The 24113-nt window shown below is 68.3% G+C and carries 26 protein-coding genes; all 26 read left to right on the top strand.

The window, feature by feature from the left end; translation table 11 throughout:
• Window positions 1-201 precede the first annotated feature (201 nt).
• The 26 genes from ACZ5Z2_RS07230 (at window position 202) to nuoK (ending at window position 24110) form a co-directional block, all read left to right on the top strand.
• On the top strand, window positions 202-2361 hold the full coding sequence (locus ACZ5Z2_RS07230) for a TonB-dependent siderophore receptor (RefSeq protein WP_464761274.1): 2160 nt from the start codon (window positions 202-204) through the stop codon (window positions 2359-2361).
• A gap of 113 nt (window positions 2362-2474) precedes the next feature.
• Window positions 2475-2954 carry a YceD family protein gene (locus tag ACZ5Z2_RS07235; RefSeq protein ID WP_464761675.1) on the top strand — a complete coding sequence of 160 codons (480 nt, stop codon included), beginning with the start codon at window positions 2475-2477 and terminating at the stop codon, window positions 2952-2954.
• 64 nt (window positions 2955-3018) lie between these two features.
• A complete protein-coding gene (gene rpmF / locus ACZ5Z2_RS07240; RefSeq protein WP_192106966.1) occupies window positions 3019-3213 on the top strand; it encodes a 50S ribosomal protein L32 in 195 nt (64 codons plus the stop codon).
• A gap of 162 nt (window positions 3214-3375) precedes the next feature.
• Window positions 3376-4350 carry a beta-ketoacyl-ACP synthase III gene (locus ACZ5Z2_RS07245; protein WP_464761275.1) on the top strand — a complete coding sequence of 325 codons (975 nt, stop codon included), beginning with the start codon at window positions 3376-3378 and terminating at the stop codon, window positions 4348-4350.
• 114 nt (window positions 4351-4464) lie between these two features.
• On the top strand, window positions 4465-5412 hold the full coding sequence (gene fabD / locus ACZ5Z2_RS07250) for an ACP S-malonyltransferase (protein ID WP_464761276.1): 948 nt from the start codon (window positions 4465-4467) through the stop codon (window positions 5410-5412).
• 145 nt (window positions 5413-5557) lie between these two features.
• Complete coding sequence (gene fabG, locus ACZ5Z2_RS07255; protein WP_464761277.1) at window positions 5558-6301, top strand: 3-oxoacyl-ACP reductase FabG; 744 nt, start codon at window positions 5558-5560, stop codon at window positions 6299-6301.
• A gap of 195 nt (window positions 6302-6496) precedes the next feature.
• Window positions 6497-6736, top strand: coding sequence for an acyl carrier protein (gene acpP, locus ACZ5Z2_RS07260; RefSeq protein WP_007513179.1), 240 nt, complete (start codon window positions 6497-6499; stop codon window positions 6734-6736).
• A gap of 190 nt (window positions 6737-6926) precedes the next feature.
• Window positions 6927-8165, top strand: coding sequence for a beta-ketoacyl-ACP synthase II (gene fabF / locus ACZ5Z2_RS07265; RefSeq protein ID WP_464761278.1), 1239 nt, complete (start codon window positions 6927-6929; stop codon window positions 8163-8165).
• 4 nt (window positions 8166-8169) lie between these two features.
• Window positions 8170-9513, top strand: a complete 1344-nt coding sequence (locus ACZ5Z2_RS07270) for an aminodeoxychorismate synthase component I (RefSeq protein WP_464761677.1) — start codon at window positions 8170-8172, stop codon at window positions 9511-9513.
• On the top strand, window positions 9510-10325 hold the full coding sequence (gene pabC, locus ACZ5Z2_RS07275) for an aminodeoxychorismate lyase (protein ID WP_464761279.1): 816 nt from the start codon (window positions 9510-9512) through the stop codon (window positions 10323-10325). The genes ACZ5Z2_RS07270 and pabC overlap by 4 nt, the downstream gene beginning before the upstream one ends.
• Window positions 10322-11341 carry an endolytic transglycosylase MltG gene (gene mltG / locus ACZ5Z2_RS07280; RefSeq protein ID WP_464761280.1) on the top strand — a complete coding sequence of 340 codons (1020 nt, stop codon included), beginning with the start codon at window positions 10322-10324 and terminating at the stop codon, window positions 11339-11341. Before pabC ends, mltG begins: the two co-directional genes overlap by 4 nt.
• Window positions 11338-11973, top strand: a complete 636-nt coding sequence (tmk, locus tag ACZ5Z2_RS07285) for a dTMP kinase (RefSeq protein ID WP_464761281.1) — start codon at window positions 11338-11340, stop codon at window positions 11971-11973. Before mltG ends, tmk begins: the two co-directional genes overlap by 4 nt.
• Window positions 11970-12905 carry a DNA polymerase III subunit delta' gene (holB, locus tag ACZ5Z2_RS07290; RefSeq protein ID WP_464761282.1) on the top strand — a complete coding sequence of 312 codons (936 nt, stop codon included), beginning with the start codon at window positions 11970-11972 and terminating at the stop codon, window positions 12903-12905. The genes tmk and holB overlap by 4 nt, the downstream gene beginning before the upstream one ends.
• Window positions 12896-13837, top strand: coding sequence for a PIG-L deacetylase family protein (locus ACZ5Z2_RS07295; protein WP_464761283.1), 942 nt, complete (start codon window positions 12896-12898; stop codon window positions 13835-13837). Before holB ends, ACZ5Z2_RS07295 begins: the two co-directional genes overlap by 10 nt.
• A gap of 75 nt (window positions 13838-13912) precedes the next feature.
• Window positions 13913-14272 carry a PilZ domain-containing protein gene (locus ACZ5Z2_RS07300; RefSeq protein WP_464761284.1) on the top strand — a complete coding sequence of 120 codons (360 nt, stop codon included), beginning with the start codon at window positions 13913-13915 and terminating at the stop codon, window positions 14270-14272.
• A 233-nt stretch (window positions 14273-14505) separates the two neighbouring features.
• Window positions 14506-14862, top strand: a complete 357-nt coding sequence (locus ACZ5Z2_RS07305; protein ID WP_464761285.1) for an NADH-quinone oxidoreductase subunit A — start codon at window positions 14506-14508, stop codon at window positions 14860-14862.
• Window positions 14853-15410: a NuoB/complex I 20 kDa subunit family protein gene (locus tag ACZ5Z2_RS07310; protein WP_464761286.1), complete on the top strand. Its 558-nt coding sequence runs from the start codon at window positions 14853-14855 to the stop codon at window positions 15408-15410. The genes ACZ5Z2_RS07305 and ACZ5Z2_RS07310 overlap by 10 nt, the downstream gene beginning before the upstream one ends.
• 13 nt (window positions 15411-15423) lie before the next feature.
• On the top strand, window positions 15424-16155 hold the full coding sequence (locus ACZ5Z2_RS07315) for an NADH-quinone oxidoreductase subunit C (protein ID WP_464761287.1): 732 nt from the start codon (window positions 15424-15426) through the stop codon (window positions 16153-16155).
• A 4-nt stretch (window positions 16156-16159) separates the two neighbouring features.
• Window positions 16160-17416 (top strand): NADH-quinone oxidoreductase subunit D, encoded by a 1257-nt coding sequence (locus tag ACZ5Z2_RS07320; protein ID WP_464761288.1) that lies wholly within the window; start codon window positions 16160-16162, stop codon window positions 17414-17416.
• A gap of 21 nt (window positions 17417-17437) precedes the next feature.
• Window positions 17438-17965 carry an NADH-quinone oxidoreductase subunit NuoE gene (gene nuoE / locus ACZ5Z2_RS07325; protein ID WP_464761289.1) on the top strand — a complete coding sequence of 176 codons (528 nt, stop codon included), beginning with the start codon at window positions 17438-17440 and terminating at the stop codon, window positions 17963-17965.
• A gap of 7 nt (window positions 17966-17972) precedes the next feature.
• Window positions 17973-19310 (top strand): NADH-quinone oxidoreductase subunit NuoF, encoded by a 1338-nt coding sequence (nuoF, locus tag ACZ5Z2_RS07330; protein WP_464761290.1) that lies wholly within the window; start codon window positions 17973-17975, stop codon window positions 19308-19310.
• Window positions 19307-21634, top strand: a complete 2328-nt coding sequence (nuoG, locus tag ACZ5Z2_RS07335; RefSeq protein WP_464761291.1) for an NADH-quinone oxidoreductase subunit NuoG — start codon at window positions 19307-19309, stop codon at window positions 21632-21634. Before nuoF ends, nuoG begins: the two co-directional genes overlap by 4 nt.
• 5 nt (window positions 21635-21639) lie before the next feature.
• The gene (gene nuoH / locus ACZ5Z2_RS07340) at window positions 21640-22656 is read left to right on the top strand and encodes an NADH-quinone oxidoreductase subunit NuoH (RefSeq protein ID WP_464761293.1); all 1017 of its coding nucleotides are present in this window, start codon (window positions 21640-21642) and stop codon (window positions 22654-22656) included.
• An 8-nt stretch (window positions 22657-22664) separates the two neighbouring features.
• Window positions 22665-23156, top strand: a complete 492-nt coding sequence (nuoI, locus tag ACZ5Z2_RS07345; RefSeq protein ID WP_464761295.1) for an NADH-quinone oxidoreductase subunit NuoI — start codon at window positions 22665-22667, stop codon at window positions 23154-23156.
• Window positions 23157-23169: 13 nt separating this feature from the next.
• The gene (locus tag ACZ5Z2_RS07350) at window positions 23170-23808 is read left to right on the top strand and encodes an NADH-quinone oxidoreductase subunit J (RefSeq protein ID WP_464761296.1); all 639 of its coding nucleotides are present in this window, start codon (window positions 23170-23172) and stop codon (window positions 23806-23808) included.
• Window positions 23805-24110: an NADH-quinone oxidoreductase subunit NuoK gene (gene nuoK, locus ACZ5Z2_RS07355; RefSeq protein ID WP_077483669.1), complete on the top strand. Its 306-nt coding sequence runs from the start codon at window positions 23805-23807 to the stop codon at window positions 24108-24110. The genes ACZ5Z2_RS07350 and nuoK overlap by 4 nt, the downstream gene beginning before the upstream one ends.
• Window positions 24111-24113 lie beyond the last annotated feature (3 nt).

Consider the following 24113-nt stretch of genomic DNA (forward strand, 5'->3'; position numbering starts at 1 on the left):
GGGAGGCGCTCGTCCCATAGGCCGCTTGCCGTCATGCGTGGATCAAGCCGCGGCCGCTGTCCGTGTCGGGCGTGACGCATCGAGTCGAATCGCGGCTCTTGCGTCTCCGGTTGTTGAATATGAGAGTGATTCGCATTTAAAATTTGTCGAGCAGGGCGCCGGCACGCGCTGGCCCCCATTCGTCACCATCGGGAATCCCTCATGTCCAATACCTTCCGTCGTGCGCGCTCCCTGCGCGCCCCGCGTCTTTCCGTGCTTGCCGTCTCGCTGCTGCTTGCCATGCAGGCCCAGGCACGCCCCGCCGACGAGGCCGCGGCCAAGGCCACGGCCGCCGACAGGAAGCAAGCCACCGAGCTGGGCGCGGTACGCGTCGTCGCCCAGCGCGCCGACCGCGTCAGCAACGGCGCCACCAACCTCGACCTGGACATCAAGGACACGCCGCAGTCGATCAGCGTGGTGAGCAGCGGACAGATGCGCGACTTCGGCGCCAACAGCGTCAACGACGCGCTGCGGCTGGCCACCGGCATCCAGGTCGAGGAGTGGGAAACCAACCGCACCAACTACCTCTCGCGCGGCTTCGTGATCGAGAACACCCAGATCGACGGCGTCGGCCTGCCCAACGACTGGGGCATCGCCACCGGTGCGACGGATTCGTTCGGCTACGACAAGATCGAGGTGATCCGCGGCGCCAACGGCCTGCTCACCGGCGTGGGCAATGCCGCCGGCACGATCAACTACGTGCGCAAGCGCCCGACCAACACGGAGCAGGGCGAGGTCGGCATCAGCTACGGTTCGTGGGGCACCAGGCGCGTCGAGGCGGACTATTCGACGCCGCTCACTCAGGACGGCACCTGGGCCGGGCGCGTGGTCGCCGTGCACCAGGACGGCGATTCGTACCTGCGCGGCCTAGCCAACAAGCGCGACTTCCTCTACGGCGTGGTCGACGGCCAGGTCGGCGAGAACGGCACGCTGACGCTCGGCTACTCGTACCAGCGGGCCAGAACCAACGGCAACATGTGGGGCGCGCTGACCTTCGACTACGACGACGGCCGCCAGGCCGAATGGCCGCGCAGCGCCTCGACCACGCAGGACTGGACGCACTGGAACACCACCACGCAGAACGCGTTCGCCGAATACACCTACCAGCTCGCGGACGACTGGCAGCTCAAGCTGTCCTACAACCACAACGAGATCAGGAACGACGACCAGCTGTTCTTCGCCTATACCCGCGCCGGCATCGACCCGGCCACGGGCCTCGGCCTGTACGGCTGGCCCTACAAGGGGCGGGACGTCACCACCGCCAATCTCGGCGATGCCACGGTCAACGGCGATTTCCAGCTGTTCGGCCGCGACCAGCAGGTGGTGTTCGGCGTGAGCCTTGCCCAGAGCGAATACACCCTCTGGGACTACCCGGTATCCGCCACCGACCCGGCTTTCGGCGCGCTGCCGGCGTTCCCGTATGCCGGCAACGTGATCGCCCAGCCGGCATGGGGCGCCCGCACCCTCGACAGCACCTTGAACCAGCGGCTGAAGCGCGCTTTCGGCGTGACCCGGCTGGCGCTGACCGACAGGCTCAAGGCCGTGGTCGGATTCAACTACGCCTGGTTCCACCGCGACGGCGTGAACTCCAGCGTACCCTTCGACCAGGACGTGAGCCACGTCAGCCCCTACGGCGGCCTGACCTACGACTTCACCGACCACGTGCTCGGCTACGTCAGCTACTCGGACATCTACCAGCCGCAGGATCAGTACAACATCCACCACGTTTACCTGGATCCGACCAAGGGCACGAACTACGAGGTGGGCGTCAAGGCCGACTGGCTGGACAAGCGCCTGCTGACCACGCTGGCCTGGTTCGACGCCAAGCAGCAGAACCTGGGCACCTACGCCGGCCTGGACGCCAGCTCGGGCAACTACTACTACAAGGGCGTGGACGTCGAATCGAAGGGCTTTGAATTCGAGGCCACCGGCAAGCTCAACCGGTATGTCGACCTCGTGCTCGGCTACACCGCGCTGAAGATGAGCGGGCAGAACGGCGGCGACACCTACCCGTGGGTGCCGCGCCACACCGCCAACCTCGCGTTCAGCACGCGTGTGCCGGGCTTCGAGGCGCTGTCCTTCGGCGTCGGCGGGCGCTGGCAGAGCGGGATTTCCAACGTGGACGGCTATACCGGCTACACCGTGCGCCAGGGCAGCTATGCGCTGGCCAACGCCTTCGCCGCGTGGGCCATCCAGCCGAACCTGACCCTGCGCGCCAACGTCAACAACATCGGCGACAGGAAATACATCACCAGCCTGTACAATATCGGCTACTACGGCGCGCCGACCAACTACATGGTCAGCCTGGACTGGAGGTTCTGAGCGAACCGCCGGCCGCCGCCGGAGCCCCGCACGGCTTGACTCGGGCTGGTGGTGGCCCGTACCATTTCGCGGTTATGTCCGTGACACTGCCAGAGTCCGTGGACGCATGGCGCATGGTTTCGGCGCGGCGTTCGTTCGAGGGAGCCATGCCGGTTGCCGTTTTCGGGCGCCTGCGCGGTGCGCTGGCCGACGGTGAAGGCGAGGTGCGTTACCGGCTGGATTTCGGCCGCGACGAGTTGGGCACGGATTACGTGGACGTCCATGCCCAGGCGCCGCTGACGATGGTCTGCCAGCGCACGCTGGAGCCGTTCGTGCTGCCGGTGACGGTGGACAGCCGGCTCGGCCTGATCCGGCAGGAGCGCGACGAGGCGGGTCTGCCGCCCGGTTGCGAGCCGCTGCTGGTGCCCGAGGACGGCCGCCTGCATCCGGCGGACGTGATCGAGGACGAGCTGTTGCTGGCCTTGCCGCTGGTGCCGGTGAACCCGGACAGCAGCCTGCCCGAGGCGCTGGCGGAGCGCGGCGAACCGGAGCAGGACGAGGCGCGGGCGCACGAGAACAATCCGTTCGCGGTATTGCGCGAACTGAAGAAGTAAACCGGTCGGGGCGTGTGGCCCCGATCACGTAGAAATCGAACGCAGTTTCAGTTGGAGAACTACCATGGCCGTTGCCAAGAGCCGCCGTACCCCGTCCACCCGCGGCATGCGTCGCGCGCACGACAAGCTGAAGACCGTGCAGCTGTCCACCGACCCGACCAGCGGCGAGGTGCACCTGCGCCACCACGTCACCGCCGACGGCTTCTACCGCGGCAAGAAGGTCATCGAGACCAAGGGCGCCGTGTCGGTCGAAGACTGATCGCGCTCGCGGGTTCCGCTCACGGAATCCGCCGCAGGCATCGAACGAAACGGCGCGGCGACGCGCCGTTTCGCGTTGCAGGGTTTCGAGTGGACGTCCGAACGGTTGCGCATGCGCCGCGCAGGGCGTTCAATCCACGGTTTGCGTCCCACGGAAAACGGAATGGCCCCGATCTACTCCCGCATCATCGCCACCGGCAGCGCACTGCCCGAGCGCGCCGTCAGCAACGCCGATCTGGAGAAGATCGTCGACACCAGCGACGAATGGATCCGCACCCGCACCGGCATCCGCCAGCGCCACATCGCCGCCGATGGCGAGACCACCGGCGACCTGGCCTTGCTCGCCGCGCAGCGCGCGCTCGAGGCCGCCGGCGTGAAGGCCGCCGAGCTCGACCTGATCGTGGTGGGCACCACCACGCCCGACCTGATCTTCCCGTCCACCGCCTGCCTGGTGCAGCACCGCCTGGGCGCGAACGGCTGCGCGGCGTTCGACGTCAACGCCGCCTGCTCGGGCTTCATGTACGCGCTGGGCATCGCCGACAAGTTCATCAAGAGCGGCCAGTCGAAGAAGGTGCTGGTGATCGGCGCCGAGACGCTGACCCGCATGGTGGACTGGAGCGAGCGCGAGACCTGCGTGCTGTTCGGCGACGGCGCCGGCGCGGTGGTGCTCGAAGCCTCCAGCGAGCCCGGCATCTACGCCACCTGCATGCATGCCGACGGCGGCTACAAGGAACTCCTGTGGAACCCGGTCGGCGTGTCCGTCGGCTTCAGGGACGAACCGAACCACGGCGTGCGCATCAGGATGGCTGGCCGCGAGGTGTTCAAGGTCGCGGTGAAGACGCTGGATTCGCTGGTCGACGAGACGCTGGAAGCCGCCGGCATGCACGAGTCGGACATCGACTGGCTGATCCCGCACCAGGCCAACCTGCGCATCATCGAGGCCACCGCGAAGCGGCTGCAGATGCCGATGGATCGCGTGATCGTTACCGTCGACCAGCACGCCAACACCTCGTCCGGCTCGGTGCCGCTGGCGCTGGACTACGCCGTGCGCTCGGGCAAGGTGCAGCGCGGCCAGAACCTGCTGCTGGAAGCCTTCGGCGGCGGCTTCACCTGGGCCTCGGCGCTGCTGCGTTATTGAGAAGCGGGTATCCGGAAAAGTCGCGCCGTTCCGAACTCCGTATCCTGCGGCGATGCCGGAGGAGAGGAGTGGGACGATGCAGCGCTTTTCGCTTTTGAGCAGGAGAAAGATCGCATGAGCACCACCCATTCCAACCTCGCCTTCGTCTTCCCCGGCCAGGGCTCGCAATCGGTCGGCATGCTGGCCGAACTGGCCGCTGCGCATGGCGAGGTGAAGGCGACGTTCGACGAAGCCTCGCAAGGTGCGGGCGTGGATCTGTGGGCGCTCAGCCAGCAGGGGCCCGAAGACCAGCTCAACCGCACCGAGAACACGCAGCCCGCGCTGCTCGCCGCCAGCGTGGCGGCGTGGCGCGTGTGGCGGAAGCTGGGCGGCGCGCTGCCGGCGCAGCTGTCCGGTCACAGCCTCGGCGAATACAGCGCGCTGGTGTGCGCGGGCGCCCTGTCGCTGCACGATGCGGCGGCGCTGGTGGCCGAGCGCGGCCGCCTGATGCAGGCCGCGGTGCCCGCCGGCACGGGCGCAATGGCGGCGATCCTGGGCGGCGACGACGCGCAGATCGCGCAGGTCTGCGACGAGGCCGCGCAGGGCCAGGTGGTGGCGCCGGCCAACTACAACTCGCCGGGCCAGCTGGTGATCGCCGGCAATGCCGAAGCGGTGGATCGCGCACTGGCGCGGCTTGCCGAGCTGGGCGTGAAGAAGGCGATCAAGCTGGCCGTATCGGTGCCTTCGCACTGCATGCTGATGCGCGATGCGGCCGACCGGCTGGGCGAGCGCATGGCCGCGCTGGCGTGGCAACTGCCGGCGATCCCGGTGATCCAGAACGCAGAGGCGAAGCGCTACGACAGCATCGAGGACATCCGCGGCGCGCTGCAGCGCCAGCTCTACCTGCCGGTGCGCTGGACGGAGTGCGTGCAGGCGCTGGCTGCCGGCGGCGCCACGCGCATCGCCGAATGCGGCCCGGGCAAGGTGCTGGCTGGCCTGGTCAAGCGCATCGACAAGGGCATCGAGGCGCGCGCCATCGGCATGCCTGCCGATCTCGACGCTGCGCTGGCCGAATGGGGCTGACAGCGTGGCGCTTCTCGCGCGTCATCCAGCGCAAGTTGGGATCCAGCGTCCTGGCGCCCAATGAATTAGAGGCACTGGATCCCGGCTTGTGCCGGGATGACGGGCAAAATCAGAGCTTCCTTGACGAACGACACGAGAAAACGACATGACCCCATCCCTGCAAGGTGAAATCGCGCTGGTCACCGGCGCCAGCCGCGGCATCGGCGCGGCAATCGCGGACGAACTGGCCGCGATGGGCGCCACCGTGATCGGCACCGCCACCAGCGAAGCCGGTGCAACGGCGATCGGCGAACGGCTGGCCGCGCATGGCGGCCATGGCCGCGTGCTGGACGTGACGGATGCCGCCGCGGTGGAGACCTTGATCGACGGCATCGCCAAGGAATTCGGCGCGGTGAGCATCCTGATCAACAACGCCGGCATCACCCGCGACCAGTTGCTGATGCGCATGCCCGAGTCCGATTGGCAGGCCATCCTCGACACCAACCTCAGCTCGGTGTTCCGCACCAGCAAGGCGGTGATGCGCGGCATGATGAAGGCGCGCAAGGGCCGCATCATTTCCATCGCCTCGGTGATCGGCCTCACCGGCAATCCGGGCCAGTCCAACTACGCGGCGGCCAAGGCCGGCATCATCGCGTTCTCCAAGTCGCTGGCGCGCGAGATCGGTTCGCGCGGCATCACCGTGAATGTGGTGGCGCCGGGCTTCATCGACACCGACATGACGCGCTCGCTGCCGGAGTCGGCGAAGGAGGGGCTGCTGAACCAGATCGCGCTGGGCCGGTTCGGCGAGGCCGGCGACATCGCCAAGGCGGTGGGCTTCCTCGCGTCGCCCGCCGCGGCCTACATCACCGGCGAAACGCTGCACGTCAACGGCGGCATGTACATGCCCTGAGGGCGGTTTCAAACGCTTGCCCAAACTGTCGCGCATGGTCGAGTTTTCGGCGACAATCGCGTTTTCGCCTCGGTCGCGAGGCCGGCTTCACGACATCGGCGGAATGCGTGGCGGCCTTGCGGCTTAGCCACTACAATCCGCCGGTCTTGCCGGCCGCGGGCCGGCGCACAACACATTCCCCGTGGGAGATTTGCAATGAGCACCATCGAAGAGCGCGTCAAGAAGATCGTCGTCGAGCAGCTGGGCGTGAAGGAAGACGAAGTCACGGCGAACGCTTCGTTCGTGGACGACTTGGGCGCCGACTCGCTCGACACCGTCGAGCTGGTGATGGCGCTGGAAGAAGAGTTCGAGACCGAGATCCCGGACGAAGACGCCGAGAAGATCACCACCGTGCAGCAGGCCGTGGACTACATCAAGGCCCACTCCAAGGATTGATCGAGCGGCGGCAGGCAGGCGCGATGCGCCACTGCTTCGCAAGCGGTACCGGAAGCTGCGCCGACATGGCGCAGTTTTCGTTTCTGCAATCTGCAACGTCCGATCCCGTATGGTGCGCCATGGCCACGGGCATCCGCGAACGACGGGAGGCGGCCGCACGCCGGCTCCCCGCAATACGAAGGAAAACAGCATGAGCAAGCGACGCGTGGTAGTGACCGGCATGGGCATCATCTCGCCGGTCGGCAACGACCTGGTTTCGGCCTGGGACAACGTGCTCAAGGGCGTCAGCGGCATCGGCGAAGTCACCCACTTCGACGCCAGCAACTACGCCACGCGCATCGCCGGCCAGGTGAAGGGCTTCAACCCGGCCGACTGGGTGTCGCCGAAAGACGTCAAGAAGATGGATCACTTCATCCAGTACGGCATCGCCGCGGGCACCCAGGCCTTGCGCGATTCCGGGCTCGAGATCACCGAGGCCAACGCGCCGCGCATCGGTGCCGCGGTGGGCGCCGGCATCGGTGGCCTGAACACCATCGAGGACACCTCGATCGAGCTGCACGAGAAGGGGCCGCGCCGCGTGTCGCCGTTCTTCGTGCCCAGCTCCATCATCAACATGGTGTCGGGCTACCTGTCGATCATGTTCGGGCTGAAGGGGCCGAACATCGCCTGCGTCACCGCCTGCGCCACCGCCACCCACAACATCGGCCTGGCCGCGCGCATGATCCAGTACGGCGATGCCGACGTGATGATCGCCGGCGGCGCCGAGTTCGCCACCACCGGCACGGCGATGGCGGGCTTCTGCTCGGCCAAGGCCATGTCCACGCGCAACGACGAGCCGGCCAAGGCCAGCCGCCCGTGGGACAAGGATCGCGACGGCTTCGTGCTGTCCGACGGCGCAGGCGTGCTGGTGCTGGAGGAATACGAACACGCCAAGGCGCGCGGCGCGCGCATCTACGCCGAGCTTGGCGGCTACGGCATGAGCGGCGACGCCTACCACATCACCGCGCCCAGCGAGGGCGGCGAGGGAGCCGCGCGCTGCATGGAGGCCGCGCTGCGCGATGCCGGCATGAATCCGGATCAGGTGCAGTACGTCAACGCGCACGGCACCTCCACGCCGCTGGGCGACTTGGGCGAGGTGCTGGCCGCCAAGCGCGTGTTCGGCGAGCATGCCTACAAGCTGGCGATGAGCTCCACCAAGTCGATCACCGGCCACCTGCTTGGCGCGGCCGGTGGCGTGGAGGCGATCTTCTCCATCCTCGCCCTGCGCGACCAGGTGCTGCCGCCCACCATCAACCTCGACGAGCCGGGCGAGGGCTGCGACCTCGACTTCGTGCCGCACACCGCGCGCGAGGCGAAGCTGGACGTGGCGATCTCCAATTCTTTCGGCTTCGGCGGCACCAACGGCACGCTGGTCTTCCGTCGCGTCTGACGTGATGCACCGGCGAACCCTGCACGGCCGGCGCGACCTGCTCGCGCCGGCCGCTGCATTTCCGAAGCGTTATCCCTGCCTGCTCGAAAGCGTGCTGCACGGCACGCCGCAGGCGCGCTTCGACATCCTGTTCGCGTTCCCGCAGGGCAGCCTCACGCTGGCTGCCGATGGCGTCGTGCGCAATGCCGAGGGTGATGCCGTAGGTGCGCGCTTCCTCGATGCGCTGGACGCCGCATGGCAAACCGAACGCTTGCCGCGCGAGGACGACGGCCTGCCGTTCCACGGCGGCTGGGCACTGCTGCTGGGCTACGAGCTGGCCGGCGAGATCGAGCCGAAGCTGCGCCTGCGCGCCGATGCCGTGCTGCCGGTGGCGCTGGCGTTGCGTTGCCCGGCGGCGGCCATCGTCGACCATGCGCGCGATTGCACCGTGCTGGTGGCCGAGGCGGGCAGCGCGCACCTGCTCGATGCGCTGGAAGCCGACCTGGCGGCAACGCTGGCGATCCCGATCCTGCCTCAGCCCATGCGGCTGGTCGAGGACGAGCCGAGAGGTTTCCTTGACGGCGTGGCGCGCATCCACGAACACCTGCACGCGGGCGACATCTTCCAGGTGAACCTGTCGCGTGCGTGGCGCGCGCACTACGCCGAACCGCCGACGCCGGCGTCGCTGCATGCCGCCCTGCGCCGCGCCAATCCCGCGCCGTTCGCCGGCCTGTTGCAACAGCCGGGCTGGGCCATCGCCAGCTCCTCGCCCGAGCGGCTGGTGGAAGTGCGCGACAGCCTCGCGCAGACGCGCCCCATCGCCGGCACCCGTCCGCGCACGGCCGGCGACGACGACGTGGCGCGCATCCGCGAGCTCGCCGCGCATCCCAAGGAGCGCGCCGAGCACGTCATGCTGATCGACCTCGAACGCAACGACCTCGGCCGCGTCTGCGTGCCGGGCACGGTCGAGGTGGACGAGCTGATGACGGTGGAAAGCTACGCCCACGTGCACCACATCGTCTCCAACGTGCGCGGACGGCTGCGCGAGGGCACGACGCCGGGGCAGGCGATCGCCGCGGTGTTCCCCGGCGGCACCATCACCGGCTGCCCCAAGGTGCGCTGCATGCAGATCATCGCCGCGCTGGAGGATGCGCCGCGCGGCGCCTACACCGGCGCGCTGGGTTATCTCGACCGCAACGGCGACCTCGACCTCAACATCCTGATCCGCACGCTGACCCTGGCCGACGGTACGGTGAGCCTGCGTGCCGGCGCCGGCATCGTGGCCGACTCGGTGGCGGAAAAGGAACTCGACGAAACCCGCGCCAAGGCGCGCGGCCTGCTGCGCGCGCTGGGAGCGGCGGACGCATGATGCTGGTCGATGGCCAACGGCGGGACACTGTCGCCGCGCTGGATCGCGGCCTGCTGTACGGCGACGGCCTGTTCGAGACGATCCGCTTCGTCGCCGGCAAGGCGCCGCTGTGGCCGCGCCACATGCAGCGGCTGGCGCAGGGTTGCGAACGGCTGCGCCTGCCCGCGCCCGATCCCGCGCTGCTGTGGCGCGAGGCGCAGTCAGCCACGCAGGGCATGGCTGATGCCGTGCTGCGCATCACGCTCACCCGTGGCGTGGGCGCGCGCGGCTACGCGATGCCCGAGGCGCCATGTGTCACCCGCATCGTGGCGGCGTTCCCGATGCCGGCAGTGTCTACGGCTACGTACCGCGATGGCGTGTGCCTGCATCTGTGCGAAACGCGCCTCGCCGGGCAGCCCCTGCTGGCCGGCATCAAGCACCTCAACCGGCTGGAGCAGGTGCTGGCGCGCGCCGAGTGGAGCGATCCGGCCATCGCCGAAGGCCTGCTGTGCGACCAGCACGGCAATGCGGTCTCGGCCACCGCGGCCAACCTGTTCGCGGTAATCGACGGCGTGACGGTGACGCCGCGCGTGGATCGCTGCGGCGTGGCCGGCGTGCTGCGCGCCGAATTGCTGCACGCGTTGCCGCAGGCGCAGGTGCGCGACCTGCCGCTGGCCGAGTGCCTCGCCGCCGGCGAACTCTTCCTAAGCTCCAGCGTTCGCGGCATCCTGCCCGTTCAGGCCGTGGGCGATAGGGTGTTCGCTCCCGGTTCGGCGGCCCGCGCAATGCAGTCGCATTGGCGCGGACTCGGTTTTCCGATGGAGCAGGCATGAAAGGCAAAAGCTGGCGCAACACCATCCTCGCGTTGCTGATCGCCGCGATCGGCTGCGCGATCTGGGGCTGGCACGACTTCAGCCGTTTCAGCGACGCGCCGCTGCACGTCTCCGCGCAGGGCGAAAGCATCGACATCGGCCGCGGCAGCAGCTTCAAGGAGATCGTGAAGCAGTTGCGCGCCGAAGGCCTGAGCACGGCGTCGCCCTTGTACTGGCGATTGCTTGCTGTGCAGATGCAGGTGGCCGGCCGGCTGCACGCGGGCGAGTACGCCACGCCGGTCGGCATCACGCCGCGCGTGCTGCTGGCCAACATGGCGGCAGGCAGGGTGCTGCAGCGGAACGTCACCCTTGTGGACGGCTGGACCTTCCGCGAGGTGCTGGCGGCGCTGGCCAGGGCGGACAAGCTCAAGCACGACACCGTGGGCCTCGACGATGCCACGATCATGCAGAAGATCGGCGCGGCAGGCGAACAGCCGGAAGGGCGCTTCCTGCCCGAGACCTACGCCTACGTGAAGGGCGACAGCGACCTCGACGTGCTGAAGCGCGCGCACGCCGCCATGACGAAGACGCTGGACGAACTGTGGCCGGGCCGCGACAAGGATCTGCCGCTGGCCACGCCCTACGACGCGCTGATCCTCGCCTCCATCGTGGAGAAGGAAACCGGCCGCGCCGACGAGCGCGCGAAGATCGCTGGCGTGTTCGTGCGCCGCCTGCAGGATCACATGCTGCTGCAGACCGACCCCAGCGTGATCTACGGCATGGGCGACAGCTACCAGGGCAAGATCCACAAGACCGACCTCACCACCGACACGCCCTACAACACCTACACGCGGCCGGGCCTGCCGCCCACGCCGATCGCGATGCCGGGCAAGCCGGCGATCATGGCGGCGCTGCATCCGGCGCCCGGCACGGCGCTGTATTTCGTGGCGCGCGGCGACGGCACGCACGTGTTCGCCGATACCCTGGCCGAGCAGAACCGCAACGTGGCCTGCTACCAATTGAAGCGATGCCAATGACTGGACGGGGCCGTTTCATCACGCTGGAAGGCGGCGAGGGCGCGGGCAAGAGCACCTTGCTGGCGGGCCTGCGCGCGCATCTGGAAAGCCGCGGCGTCGACCTGCTGCTGGCGCGCGAGCCGGGCGGCACCGCGCTGGGCGAATTGGTGCGCGGCATCCTGCTCGATCCCGCGCAGCGCACGATGTGCGCGGAGAGCGAGCTGCTGCTGATGTTCGCCTCGCGCGCGCAACTGGTGCGCGAGACGCTGGAGCCTGCGTTGGCGGCTGGCCGCTGGGTGCTGTGCGACCGCTACGTGGACGCCAGCTACGTCTACCAGGGCGGCGGCCGCGGCCAGCCGGCCGGGCGCATCGCGGCGCTGGAGGAGTGGGCCTGCGACGGGCTGAAGCCCGACCTCACCCTGCTGCTCGACCTGCCCGTGGCCGAGGGCCGCGCGCGTGCCGCTGGCCGTGGCGAGGCGGATCGCATCGAGGTCGAGGCCGATGGTTTCTTCGAGCGCGTGCGCGCCGCGTATCGCGCGCGTGCCGCTGCCGAGCCTCAGCGCTTCCGCGTGATCGACGCCAGCCAATCGCCTGAGGCGGTGCTGCACGATGCCGTGGCCGCCACCACGCATTTGTTCGGAGCGGCGGCATGAGCGCGATGCCGTGGCATGCGGCGGACTGGGCGCGCCTGCAGGCGCGCCGGCAGCGCGATGCCTTGCCGCACGCGTTGCTGCTGTGCGGCCCCGCCGGGCTGGGCAAGCGCTCATTCGCGCAGCGCTTCGTGCGCGGCCTGCTGTGCGAGCGTGCGCAGGACGGTGAGGCCTGCGGGCAATGCCGCAGCTGCCTGCTGCTGGCGGCGGGCACGCACCCCGACGTTGTCACGCTGAGCTTCGGCCTGCGCCGGGACGGCACGCCGCGCACCGAGATCGTGGTGGAGCAGATCCGCGACCTCTCCGCGCGGCTGGCGATGAGCAGCCAGTTCGGCGGCTGGCAGGTGGCGCTGATCGACCCGGCCGATGCGATGAACGCGGCGGCGGCGAACGCATTGCTGAAGACGCTGGAGGAGCCGGCCGCGCGCACCATGCTGGTTCTTCTCGCCGATGCCCCGTGGCGTTTGCCGCAGACGATACGCAGCCGCTGCCAGCGCATCGAATTCAGCGTGCCGTCGACCGAAGAGGCCCAGGCCTGGCTGCAAGGGCAGGGCGTGGCGCAGCCGCAGAAGGCGCTGGAAGCGGCATTGGGCAATCCCGGCCTGGCGCTGGCCTGGGCGCAGGAGGGCGCGTTGGAGCGTCGTGCCGAAGTGCGGCGCGACCTCGCCGCACTGGCTGCCGGCCGCGGCCAGGCGGCCGAGATGGCACGCCGCTGGCTGGACGACGAGGCCGCGCAGCGCCTGTGGTTCGCCGCGCAGGCAGTGGCCGACGAGCGGCGCGCGCAGGCTGCGCAGGCCGCGCCGCCGCTCGCCAGCGCGATGGACGGCGAGGCGCTGGCGCACTGGTACGACGCTGCCAACCGCACCCGCGACGCCTTGCGCGGCCCCCTGCGCGGCGACCTGCTGCTGCTGGAGCTGCTGGCGCAATGGCGCTGAGCGCGCCGGCGTTCTCGACCATCACGGCGCAAACCCGCCTGCTGGTGGTGGCGCCGCATCCCGACGACGAAACCCTCGCCAACGGCCTGCTGATCCAGCGCGTGCGCGCGGCCGGCGGCGCGGTGCGCGTGCTGCTGCTCACCGACGGCGACAACAACCCCTGGCCGCAGCGCTGGCTGGAGCGGCGCTGGTTCATCGGCGCGGGCGAGCGCGAACGCTGGGGGCGCCGCCGGCGTGCCGAGTGCGGGGAGGCGCTGCGCCGGCTGGGCGTGCCGGCCTCCGAATTGCAACCGCTGGGCTGGCCGGACATGGGCGTGCTCGACCGCCTGCTGCAAGCGGATCGGCGACCGCTGGCCGAGCTCGCGGCCGCGATGACGGATTTCGCGCCAAGCCTGATCGCCGCGCCGGCGCTGGGCGATCGCCATCCCGACCATGGCGCAGCGCATGTGCTGGTGCGCATGGCGCTGGCACGGCTGGGATGCGCGCCGGCCCTGCTTGGCTTCCTGATACATGGGCGAGGCGGCGCCATGCTGGCGCCAGGATCGGCCGGCACGTCCGCGCAGCAGGCCGTCAAGGAAGCGGCGCTGGCGGCGTATGCCACCCAGTTGGCCCTGAGCGGCAGGCGGTTTCGTCGGCTTGCCGGTCGCGCCGAGCTGCATGTGCCCATCGAGCCCGCGTCTTTCGGCACGAGCCGTGCGTTGCCCTGGCGGCCATCGCCGCTGCTGCGACCGCGCCTGCGCCTGACCGTGGCCAGCGTCTCTGGCGAGGTGCGGCAGTGGCCATGGCGCGATGCGCCGCTGCAGCGCGACGGGCAGGGCGGTTGGCGGCTGGACTGGCCGGCCGCGCCGGTGGACGGGGCCTGTTTCGTGCGCCTATCGCTGGCCTTGCCCTCGCCGTGGATCTTCGACCATTGGGGTTGGCGCGAGCTGTGAGGCTTTGCGTGGCGTGCCGCGCTCGCTAGCATGGGCGTCGTCGCATCGACAGCCGAGAGCCGTCCAGGAGCCCGCATGAACCCCATCGCCGCTGCCGCCCGCCAGGGCATCATCTCGCTGAAGATCAAGGACGCCGCCTCGCTGTACAACGCCTACATGCCGTTCCTGCGCCATGGCGGGCTGTTCGCGCCCACGGCGCAGACGTATACGCTGGGCGACGAAGTGGTGCTGCTGGTGACCCTGGCCGACGAGAGCGAGCGCCTGTCGGTGGTGGGCAAGGTGGCGTGGATCTGCCCCACCGGCGCGCAGGGCAATCGCACCGCCGGCATCGGCATCCACTTCAACGACACGCCCGATGCGGAAGTGGCGCGCCAGCGCATCGAGAACATGCTGGCCGGCGTGCTCAACTCCGAGCGGCCCACGCACACCATGTGATTGTCGGTCTCTTCGCGGACGCGCACAGGGGGCTGTTTTTGCGCATCCGGCGAACGTCAAGCTGTTGTGGTGTCGGTACGCACTGATACAATGCGTGGGTTCACGACCTTGGATCGTGGAGAGTCGGGCGCCCGTGCTTGTCACCCGTTGGTGGCGCGGTTGCCCGAAACGCATTGCCGGACCGTTTCCCCGCGGTCGCTGATGCGCCCGATGGCGCGGAGGTAGGTTGCACCGTGATTGCCGAATATTGGCCTGTACTGCTCTTCATCGCCGTGGCCGCCGGCCTTGGTCTCGTCCTGCTGGTGATCGGCATGCTGGCCGGCAAGCACCGGCCCAGCGCGGAAAAACTTTCGCCCTACGAGTGCGGCTTCGAGGCCTTCGAGGATGCCCGTGCGCGTTTCGACGTGCGCTATTACCTGCTGGCCATCCTGTTCATCATCTTCGATCTGGAAATCGCCTTCCTGTTCCCCTGGGCGGTGGTGTTCAAGCAGATCGGCATCACGGCGCTGATCGAGATGGCGCTGTTCCTGCTGCTGCTGGTGATCGGTTTCGCCTACGTCTGGAAGAAGGGAGCACTGGAATGGGAGTGATCTCCTCTATCGACAAGGTGATGCACAACCCGCAGCCGCTGGACGTGGTGGACGACATCCTGCGCCCGGCCGGCGACAACCCGATCGTGCAGCGCGGCTTCGCCACCACCAGCGTGGACGCGCTGATGAACTGGGCGCGCACCGGCTCGATGTGGCCGATGACCTTCGGCCTGGCCTGCTGCGCGGTGGAGATGATGCACGCCGGCGCGGCGCGCCTCGACCTCGACCGCTACGGCGTGGTGTTCCGTCCCTCGCCGCGCCAGTCCGACGTGATGATCGTGGCCGGCACCCTGGTCAACAAGATGGCCCCCGCGCTGCGCAAGGTCTACGACCAGATGCCCGAGCCGAAGTGGGTGATCTCGATGGGCAGCTGCGCCAACGGCGGCGGCTACTACCACTACTCCTATTCCGTGGTGCGCGGCTGCGACCGCATCGTGCCGGTGGACATCTACGTGCCGGGCTGCCCGCCCACGGCCGAAGCCCTGATCCACGGCATCCTGCAGTTGCAGAAGAAGATCCGCCGTACCAGCACCATCGCCCGCGGCTGAGGCACGAGCCATCATGACCGATACCCCAAAGACCTCGCTGGCCGAGCGCCTTGCCGCGCGGTTCGGCGACACGCTGAAGATCAGCGTGGAGCGTAACGAAACCACCGCGGAACTCGCCGCCGCCGACCTGCTTGCCGTGGCCACCGCGCTGCGCGACGAGCCGGGTTTCCGCTTCAGCGAGCTGGTCGACCTGTGCGGCATCGACTACCTCGGCTACGGCCAGGTCGAGTGGGATACCACCGACGTCACCAGCACCGGCTTCTCGCGCGGTGTGGAAGGCGATGCGATGGGCCGCTTCGACTGGGCCGACCGCCCGCGCGACGTGAACCGCCCGCGCCGTTTCGCCTCGGTGATGCACCTGCTCTCGATCGAGCACAACCAGCGCCTACGCCTGCGCGTGTTCTGCGAGGACGACAGCCTGCCGCTGGTGCCCTCCGTCTGCGGCATCTGGCCGGGCGTGAACTGGTTCGAGCGCGAGTCGTTCGACCTCTACGGCATCATCTACGACGGCCACCCGGATCTGCGCCGCATCCTCACCGACTACGGCTTCGTGGGGCATCCGTTCCGCAAGGACTTCCCGCTGATCGGCAACGTCGAGGTGCGCTACGACGCGGAGCAGAAGCGCGTGGTGTACGAACCCGTCACCTCGGTGGTGCCGCGCGTCGGCGTGCCGCGCGTGATCCGCGACGACGCCGACCTCATGCAGGCCAAGGCCGAAGCCGCCGACGACTGGCGCAGGAACTGATTCGATGGCCCAGGAAATCCGCAACTACACGATGAACTTCGGCCCGCAGCATCCCGCTGCGCACGGCGTGCTGCGCCTGGTGCTGGAGATGGACGGCGAAACCATCGTCCGCGCCGACCCGCACGTGGGCCTGCTCCACCGCGGCACCGAGAAGCTGGCCGAGTCCAAGCCGTTCAACCAGTCCATCGGTTACATGGATCGCCTCGACTACGTGTCGATGATGTGCAACGAGCACGCCTACGTGCGCGCCATCGAGAACCTGCTGGGTATCGAGGCGCCGGAGCGCGCGCAGTACATCCGCACCATGTTCGACGAGATCACCCGCATCCTGAACCACCTGATGTGGGTGGGTTCGAACGCGCTCGACCTCGGCGCGATGGCGGTGTTCCTCTACGCGTTCCGCGAGCGCGAGGAGCTGATGGACGTCTACGAGGCGGTGTCGGGCGCGCGCATGCACGCCACGTACTACCGTCCCGGCGGCGTCTACCGCGACCTGCCCGACCACATGTCGCAGTACCGCGAATCGCCCTGGCACAAGGGCAAGGATCTCAAGCGCCTCAACAGCTGGCGCGAAGGTTCCATGCTCGACTTCCTCGACGCCTTCACCGACGACTTCCCGAAGAAGGTGGACGAGTACGAGGAACTGCTCACCGGCAACCGCATCTGGAAGCAGCGCACCGTCGGCATCGGCGTGGTTTCGCCGGAACAGGCGCAGGCCTGGGGCATGACCGGAGCCATGCTGCGCGGCTCGGGCATCGCCTGGGATCTGCGCAAGAAGCAGCCCTACGCGAAGTACGCCGAGATGGACTTCGACATCCCGGTGGGCGTCCAGGGCGACTGCTACGACCGCTACCTGGTGCGCGTCGAGGAGATGCGCCAGTCCAACCGCATCATCAAGCAGTGCGTGAAGTGGCTGAAGGCCAACCCCGGCCCGGTGATGGTGGAGAACTACAAGGTCGCCCCGCCGAAGCGCGCCGAGATGAAGGAGAGCATGGAAGCGCTCATCCATCACTTCAAGCTGTTTACCGAAGGCTACGGCGTGCCGGCCGGCGAGACCTACGCGGCGGTGGAAGCGCCCAAGGGCGAGTTCGGCTGCTACCTGGTTTCCGACGGCGCCAACAAGCCGTTCCGCGTGCACCTGCGCGCGCCGGGCTTCGCCCATCTGTCGTCGATCGACGCCATCGTGCGCGGCCACCTGCTGGCCGACGTGGTGGCGATGATCGGCACCTACGACCTCGTGTTCGGCGAAGTGGATCGCTGAGCCGGCACGACGGAGAAACGCATGAAAGCCACCGGACATTACGACCAGGTCAAGAACGTCGATCCGCTCGCCGTGCTCAACGAGCACACGCGGCACCACATCGACCACTGGCTGACCAAGTTCCCGCCGGATCGCAAGCGCTCGGCGCTGATCCAGGCGCTGTTCGCCGCGCAGGAACAGAACCAGGGCTTCCTCACCGACGAGCTGATCGCCGCGGTGGCGAAGTACCTCGACCTGCCCGCGGTGTGGGCCTACGAGGTGGCCAGCTTCTACTCGATGCTGGAAACCAAGCCGGTGGGCCGCAACAACGTGGCGATCTGCACCAACATCTCGTGCTGGCTCAACGGCGGCATGGATCTGGTGAAGCATTGCGAGCAGAAGCTCGGCATCAAGCTGGGCGAGAGCACCGCGGACGGCCGCATCTACCTCAAGCGCGAGGAGGAGTGCATCGCGGCCTGCGTGTACGCGCCGGCGATGACCGTGAACGGCCATTACCACGAGCGGATCACTATCGAGAAGCTCGACCAGATTCTGGACGGGTTGGAGTAAGCGCGACATGGCAAGCACTACCGGTCCGGTCGGGCCCGCACCCCAGGAACACCAGGTCGTCTACACCACGCTGCATTTCGACAAGCCGTGGGCGATGGACAACTACGAGAAGGTGGAGGGCTACAAGGCGTGGCGCAAGATCCTCGCCGAGAAGCCCGATCCCGCCTCGCTGGTCGAGATCGTCAAGAACAGCAACCTGCGCGGCCGCGGCGGTGCGGGCTTCCCGACGGGCCTGAAGTGGTCCTTCATGCCCAAGGGCAACATGCAGAAGTACATCCTCTGCAACTCGGACGAGTCGGAGCCGGGCACCGCGAAGGATCGCGACATCCTGCGCTACAACCCGCACGCGGTGGTCGAGGGCCTGGCGATCGCCTGCTACTGCACCGGCTCCACCGTGGCCTACAACTACCTGCGCGGCGAGTTCCACCACGAGCCCTTCGAGCACTTCGAGGAAGCGCTGAAGGAAGCCTACGCGGCCGGCCTGCTGGGCAAGAACATCCAGGGCTCCGGCATTGACGTGGACATCTACGGCGCGCTTGGCGCCGGCGCCTACATCTGCGGCGAGGAAACCGCGCTGATGGAGTCGCTGGAAGGCAAGAAGGGCCAGCCGCGCTTCAAGCCGCCGTTTCCTGCCAACTTCGGCCTGTACGGCAAGCCCACCACGATCAACAACACCGAGACCTACGCTTCGGTGCCGGCGATCCTACGCAACGGGGCGGAGTGGTTCCTCAACCTCGGCAAGCCGAACAACGGCGGCCCGAAGATCTTCTCGGTCTCCGGCCACGTCGCCAAGCCGGGCAACTTCGAGATCCGCCTCGGCACCTCGTTCAAGGAGTTGCTGGAGATGGCCGGCGGCGTGCGCAACGGCAACCAGCTCAAGGCGGTGATCCCGGGCGGCTCCTCGATGAAGGTGCTCAACGCCGAGGAGATGCTGTCCGCCACGATGGACTACGACTGCCTGCAGAAGCTGGGCTCGGGCCTGGGTTCCGGCGCGGTGATCGTGATGGACGAGACCACCTGCATGGTCAAGGCCTGCCACCGCATCGCGCAGTTCTACAAGGCCGAGTCCTGCGGCCAGTGCACGCCGTGCCGCGAAGGCACCGGCTGGATGTTCCGCGTGCTGACCCGCATCGTGGAAGGCAACGGCACGCAGGACGACCTGCACCGCCTCAAGGCCATCGCCGGCCAGATCGAGGGCCACACCATCTGCGCGTTCGGCGAAGCCGCCGCGTGGCCGGTGCAGGGTTTCCTCGCCAAGTTCTGGAACGAATTCGAATACTACGTGCAGCATGGTCGGTCGATGACCGAAGACCGGCTCGCCGCCAACCGTGGAGTCGCTGCATGAGTGCGCAGCCCACCAACAACGCCGCCCCCGACGTCGTCAACATCGAGGTCGACGGCAAGCCCGTGCAGATCCGCAAGGGCGCGATGATCATCGAGGCGGCCGACGCCGTAGGCATCGCCATCCCGCGCTTCTGCTACCACCGCAAGCTCCCGATCGCCGCCAACTGCCGCATGTGCCTGGTGGACGTGGAGATGGGCGGCCGCCCGATGCCCAAGCCGCAGCCGGCCTGCGCCACGCCGGTGGGCGAGGGCATGAAGGTCACCACGCGCACGGACAAGGCGCTGAAGTTCCAGAAGGACGTGATGGAGTTCCTTCTGATCAACCATCCGCTGGACTGCCCGATCTGCGACCAGGGCGGCGAGTGCGAGCTGCAGGACGTGGCGCTGGGCTACGGCCGCAGCGTGTCGCGCTACACCGAGCGCAAGCGCACCATCGCCGACGAGAACATCGGGCCGCTGGTCGCCACCGAGATGACCCGCTGCATCCAGTGCACGCGCTGCGTGCGCTTCACCAGCGAGATCGCCGGCAGCTACGAGCTGGGCGGCATGAGCCGCGGCGAGAACCTGCAGATCGGCACGTATATCGGGAAAACCGTCGAAACGGAGCTCTCGGGCAACATCATCGACGTCTGCCCGGTGGGCGCGCTCACCAACAAGCCGTTCCAGTACCAGGCGCGCGCCTGGGAGCTGATCGCCAAGCCGTCGGTGGCCTACCACGACGCGCTGGGCTCCAACCTGTGGCTGCACACGCGCCGCGGCGAGGTGCTGCGCACCGTGCCGCGCGACAACGAGTCGGTCAACGAGTGCTGGCTGTCCGACCGCGACCGCTACAGCCACCAGGGCCTGTACGCCGCGGATCGCGTCGGCGCGCCGCAGGTCAAGCGCAACGGCCAGTGGCAGCAGACCACCTGGGAAGACGCGCTTTCCGTCGCCGCCGAGGCGCTGAAGGGCGTGCCGGGCAGCGAGCTGGGTGTGCTGGTGCATCCGGCCACCACCAACGAGGAAGCCGACCTGCTGCTGCGTCTCGCGCGCGGCCTGGGCAGCGCCCACGTCGACCATCGCCTGCGCCAGCTCGATTTCGCCGACAACGCCGTGGCCACGCGCTTCGGCCTGCCGGTGGCCGAGGTGTCGCAGGTGCGCGCCGCGCTGCTGGTCGGCTCCGACCTGCGCCGCGAGATGCCGCTGCTCAACCATCGCCTGCACCAGGCGACCAAGCAGGGCGCCAAGGTGTACGCGGTCAATCCGGCCGCGTTCGAGTTCAACTACAAGCTGGCCGGCGCCGCCATCGTGCCGCCGCAGGGCATGGTCGACGCGCTGCTGGCGCTGGCCCGCGCCGCGGTGGCGGAAGGCGCCGCCGCGCCGGCCGCGCTGGTCGACGCGATCAACGCCGCCGCCAGCGACGAGGGCGACCATGCCGCGATCGCCGCGCTGAAGTCGGGCAAGGCGGTGGTGATCCTCGGCGAAGCCGCGGCCACCCATCCGGAAGCCTCGTGGCTGCGCGCCATCGCGCGCTTCGTCGCCAGCGCCACTGGCGCCGGTTACAACGAATTGCCGGTGGGCGCGAACGCCGTCGGCCTGGCCCAGCTCGGCGCGGTGCCGGGCAACGGCGGCCTGGATGCGCAGGCCATGCTGGTGCAGCCGCGCAAGGGCTACGTGCTGTACGGCGCGGAGCCGCCGCACGACTTCGCCGATGGCGCGCTGGCGCTCAACGCGCTGCGCGGCGCGCAGCAGGTGGTGGCGTTCAGCGCCTATGCCAGCGACGCGCTGCGCGAGGTGGCCAACGTGATCCTGCCGATCGCGCTGCTGCCGGAAACCGACGGCACGCTGGTCAACGTCGACGGCATGGCGCAGGCGGTGCAGGCCGGTGCGCGGGCGCCGAGTGAAGCCCGTCCGGGCTGGAAGGTGCTGCGCGCGCTGGGTGGCCTGATGCAGCTCGCCGGCTTCGAGTTCGACGACCTCGCGGGCCTGCGCGACGGCATCGCGGCGCGCGCCGTTGCTGCGCGCGATTCGCTGGCCGCGCGCAAGCCGGTGGCCGGCCTCGCGCGCCTTGCGACCTGGCCGATCTACCGTGGCGACGCGGTGCTGCGTCGTGCCACCGCGCTGAACGCGCATCCGCTGAACCGTGCGCCGGCCGCCCGCATCAACGCGGACGAAGCCGCGCGCCTCGGCCTGGCCGAGGGTGCGGCGGTGCGCGTCGGCGACGCCACTCTGCCGGTGGCCATCGACCGCAGCGTGCCGGATGGCGCCGTGTGGATCGAGGCTGCGCAGGACATCACCGCCACGCTGCCGCCCTACGGCGCAGCCATCACCTTGAGCAAGGCGTAAGGCACATGGGCGAACAGCTACTCAACCAGGTCGTCTGGCCGGTCATCCACATCCTGTGCATCGTGTTGCCGCTGGTGGTCACGGTGGCGCTGTATGTGTGGTGGGAGCGCAAGGTGCTCGGCTGGATGCACGTGCGCATGGGGCCGAACAAGGTCGGCCCGTTCGGCCTGCTGCAGGCCTTCGCCGACGTGGTGAAGCTGCTGCTGAAGGAAGTGATCCTGCCGAGCAGCGCGAACCGCGCGCTGTACTACCTCGCGCCGCTGATCGCGCTGGTGCCGGCGCTGGCGGCGTGGGCGGTGATCCCGTTCGGCACCAAGCTGGTGCTGTCGAACGCGAACGCGGGCCTGCTCTACCTGCTGGCGATGACCTCGATCGGCGTGTACGGCATCATCCTTGCCGGCTGGGCGTCGAACTCGCGCTACGCACTGCTTGGCGCGATGCGCTCGGCGGCGCAGGTGATCTCGTACGAGCTGGCGATGGGCCTGTGCCTGGTCTGTGTGCTGGTGCTGGCCGGTTCGCTGAACCTCACCGACATCGTCAACGCGCAGGCCGGCGGCAAGGGCATCTTCAGCTGGTACATGTGGCCGTTGCTGCCGGTGTTCATCATCTACTTCATCTCCGGCGTGGCCGAAACCAACCGCGCGCCGTTCGACGTGGCGGAAGGCGAGTCGGAGATCGTCGCCGGCTTCCACGTGGAGTATTCCGGCTCGGCGTTCGCGCTGTTCTTCCTGGCCGAGTACGCCAACATGATCCTGGTGAGCTTCCTCGCCTCGATCCTGTTCTGCGGCGGCTGGCTCAGCCCGTTCCCGGCGAGCTGGGGCCTGGTCGGCCATGGCAATCCGCTGTGGCTGTTCGCCAAGGTGTTCATCTTTGCCTTCCTGTTCCTGTGGCTGCGCGCCACCTTCCCGCGCTACCGCTATGACCAGATCATGCGACTGGGCTGGAAGGTATTCATTCCCATCGCGATCGTGTGGGTGCTGGTGGCCGGTTGCATGAAGTACTACGGCATCGCGGGGGCTTGAGAATTCCGATGAAACGCGTAATCAGTTATTTCAACAGCCTGCTGCTGATCGAGCTGCTCAAGGGCCTGGGCCTGACCTGGCGCTACCTGTTCAGCCCCAAGTACACGATGCGCTACCCGATGGAGCACATCCCCAAGTCGAACCGCTTCCGCGGCCTGCACGCGCTGCGCCGCTACGCGAACGGCGAGGAACGCTGCATCGCCTGCAAGCTGTGCGAGGCGGTGTGCCCGGCGCTGGCGATCACCATCGATTCCGCGCCGCGCGAGAGCGACGGCCAGCGCCGCACCACGCGCTACGACATCGACCTGTTCAAGTGCATCTTCTGCGGCTTCTGCGAAGAGAGCTGCCCGGTGGACTCCATCGTCGAGACCGGCATCCACGAGTACCACTTCGAGCACCGCGGCGAGAACGTGGTGACCAAGCTCCAGCTGCTCGCCATCGGCGACCGCTTCGAGGCGGACATCGCTGCCGCCCGTGCGCAAGACGCGGCCTACCGCTGAGGACGGAACAATCATGATCGATCCGAACCTGTTCCAACTCATCTGTTTCTACGCCTTCGGCGCGGTCACGGTGCTTTCCGCGCTGGCGGTGATCAGCGTGCGCAACTCGGTGCACGCGGTGCTGTCGCTGGTGTTGACCTTCTTCAGCGTTGCCTGCATCTGGATGCTGGCCGAGGCGGAGTTCCTCGCCATCGCGCTGATCGTGGTGTACGTGGGCGCGGTGATGGTGCTGTTCCTGTTCGTGGTGATGATGCTGGACATCGACATGGAGCACCTGCGTGAAGGCTTCGTGCGCTTCCTGCCGGTGGGCCTGGTGGTGGCCGTGGTGATGCTGCTGGAAATGCTGGGCCTGATCGGCGTGCGCGTGATGCATGCGCAGACGTTGGGCGCCAATCCTGCCGGTGCTTCCAACACCGCGTGGCTGGGCAAGGCGCTGTACTCGCAGTACCTGCTGCCGTTCGAGATCGCCGCGCTGATCCTCACCGTGGGCGTGGTCGCCGCCGTGGCGCTGACCTTGCGCCAGCGCACGGGCGTGAAACACCAGCAGGCCAGCCAGCAGGTGCTGGTGAACCCGCGTGATCGCGTGCGCGTGGTGAAGATGGCGGCCGAGCGTCCGGCCGATGCCGCCCCGGCCCAGGAGTCCCAGTCGTGATTACCCTTTCGCACTTCATCGTGCTCGGCGCGATCCTTTTCTGCATCGCCGTCGCCGGCCTGTTCATCAACCGCAAGAACGTGATCGTGCTGCTGATGGCGATCGAGCTGATGCTGCTGGCGGTGAACATCAACTTCGTGGCGTTCTCCCGCTTCGGCCACGACGTGGCGGGGCAGGTGTTCGTGTTCTTCATCCTCACCGTGGCCGCGGCGGAATCCGCCATTGGCCTGGCGATCCTGGTGCTGCTGTTCCGCAACCGCAGCACGGTCAACGTCGCCGAAATCGACAGCATGAAGGGTTGATCC

It is taken from the genome of Rhodanobacter sp. G1 (genome assembly GCF_055397855.1).

Bases quoted from the DNA above. Each gene is read 5' to 3' on its own strand.
- ACZ5Z2_RS07230 (WP_464761274.1), top strand. From the start codon at position 202: ATGTCCAATACCTTCCGTCGTGCGCGCTCCCTGCGCGCCCCGCGTCTT.
- ACZ5Z2_RS07235 (WP_464761675.1), top strand. From the start codon at position 2,475: ATGGTTTCGGCGCGGCGTTCGTTCGAGGGAGCCATGCCGGTTGCCGTT.
- rpmF (WP_192106966.1), top strand. From the start codon at position 3,019: ATGGCCGTTGCCAAGAGCCGCCGTACCCCGTCCACCCGCGGCATGCGT.
- ACZ5Z2_RS07245 (WP_464761275.1), top strand. From the start codon at position 3,376: ATGGCCCCGATCTACTCCCGCATCATCGCCACCGGCAGCGCACTGCCC.
- fabD (WP_464761276.1), top strand. From the start codon at position 4,465: ATGAGCACCACCCATTCCAACCTCGCCTTCGTCTTCCCCGGCCAGGGC.
- fabG (WP_464761277.1), top strand. From the start codon at position 5,558: ATGACCCCATCCCTGCAAGGTGAAATCGCGCTGGTCACCGGCGCCAGC.
- acpP (WP_007513179.1), top strand. From the start codon at position 6,497: ATGAGCACCATCGAAGAGCGCGTCAAGAAGATCGTCGTCGAGCAGCTG.
- fabF (WP_464761278.1), top strand. From the start codon at position 6,927: ATGAGCAAGCGACGCGTGGTAGTGACCGGCATGGGCATCATCTCGCCG.
- ACZ5Z2_RS07270 (WP_464761677.1), top strand. From the start codon at position 8,170: ATGCACCGGCGAACCCTGCACGGCCGGCGCGACCTGCTCGCGCCGGCC.
- pabC (WP_464761279.1), top strand. From the start codon at position 9,510: ATGATGCTGGTCGATGGCCAACGGCGGGACACTGTCGCCGCGCTGGAT.
- mltG (WP_464761280.1), top strand. From the start codon at position 10,322: ATGAAAGGCAAAAGCTGGCGCAACACCATCCTCGCGTTGCTGATCGCC.
- tmk (WP_464761281.1), top strand. From the start codon at position 11,338: ATGACTGGACGGGGCCGTTTCATCACGCTGGAAGGCGGCGAGGGCGCG.
- holB (WP_464761282.1), top strand. From the start codon at position 11,970: ATGAGCGCGATGCCGTGGCATGCGGCGGACTGGGCGCGCCTGCAGGCG.
- ACZ5Z2_RS07295 (WP_464761283.1), top strand. From the start codon at position 12,896: ATGGCGCTGAGCGCGCCGGCGTTCTCGACCATCACGGCGCAAACCCGC.
- ACZ5Z2_RS07300 (WP_464761284.1), top strand. From the start codon at position 13,913: ATGAACCCCATCGCCGCTGCCGCCCGCCAGGGCATCATCTCGCTGAAG.
- ACZ5Z2_RS07310 (WP_464761286.1), top strand. From the start codon at position 14,853: ATGGGAGTGATCTCCTCTATCGACAAGGTGATGCACAACCCGCAGCCG.
- ACZ5Z2_RS07315 (WP_464761287.1), top strand. From the start codon at position 15,424: ATGACCGATACCCCAAAGACCTCGCTGGCCGAGCGCCTTGCCGCGCGG.
- ACZ5Z2_RS07320 (WP_464761288.1), top strand. From the start codon at position 16,160: ATGGCCCAGGAAATCCGCAACTACACGATGAACTTCGGCCCGCAGCAT.
- nuoE (WP_464761289.1), top strand. From the start codon at position 17,438: ATGAAAGCCACCGGACATTACGACCAGGTCAAGAACGTCGATCCGCTC.
- nuoF (WP_464761290.1), top strand. From the start codon at position 17,973: ATGGCAAGCACTACCGGTCCGGTCGGGCCCGCACCCCAGGAACACCAG.
- nuoG (WP_464761291.1), top strand. From the start codon at position 19,307: ATGAGTGCGCAGCCCACCAACAACGCCGCCCCCGACGTCGTCAACATC.
- nuoH (WP_464761293.1), top strand. From the start codon at position 21,640: ATGGGCGAACAGCTACTCAACCAGGTCGTCTGGCCGGTCATCCACATC.
- nuoI (WP_464761295.1), top strand. From the start codon at position 22,665: ATGAAACGCGTAATCAGTTATTTCAACAGCCTGCTGCTGATCGAGCTG.
- ACZ5Z2_RS07350 (WP_464761296.1), top strand. From the start codon at position 23,170: ATGATCGATCCGAACCTGTTCCAACTCATCTGTTTCTACGCCTTCGGC.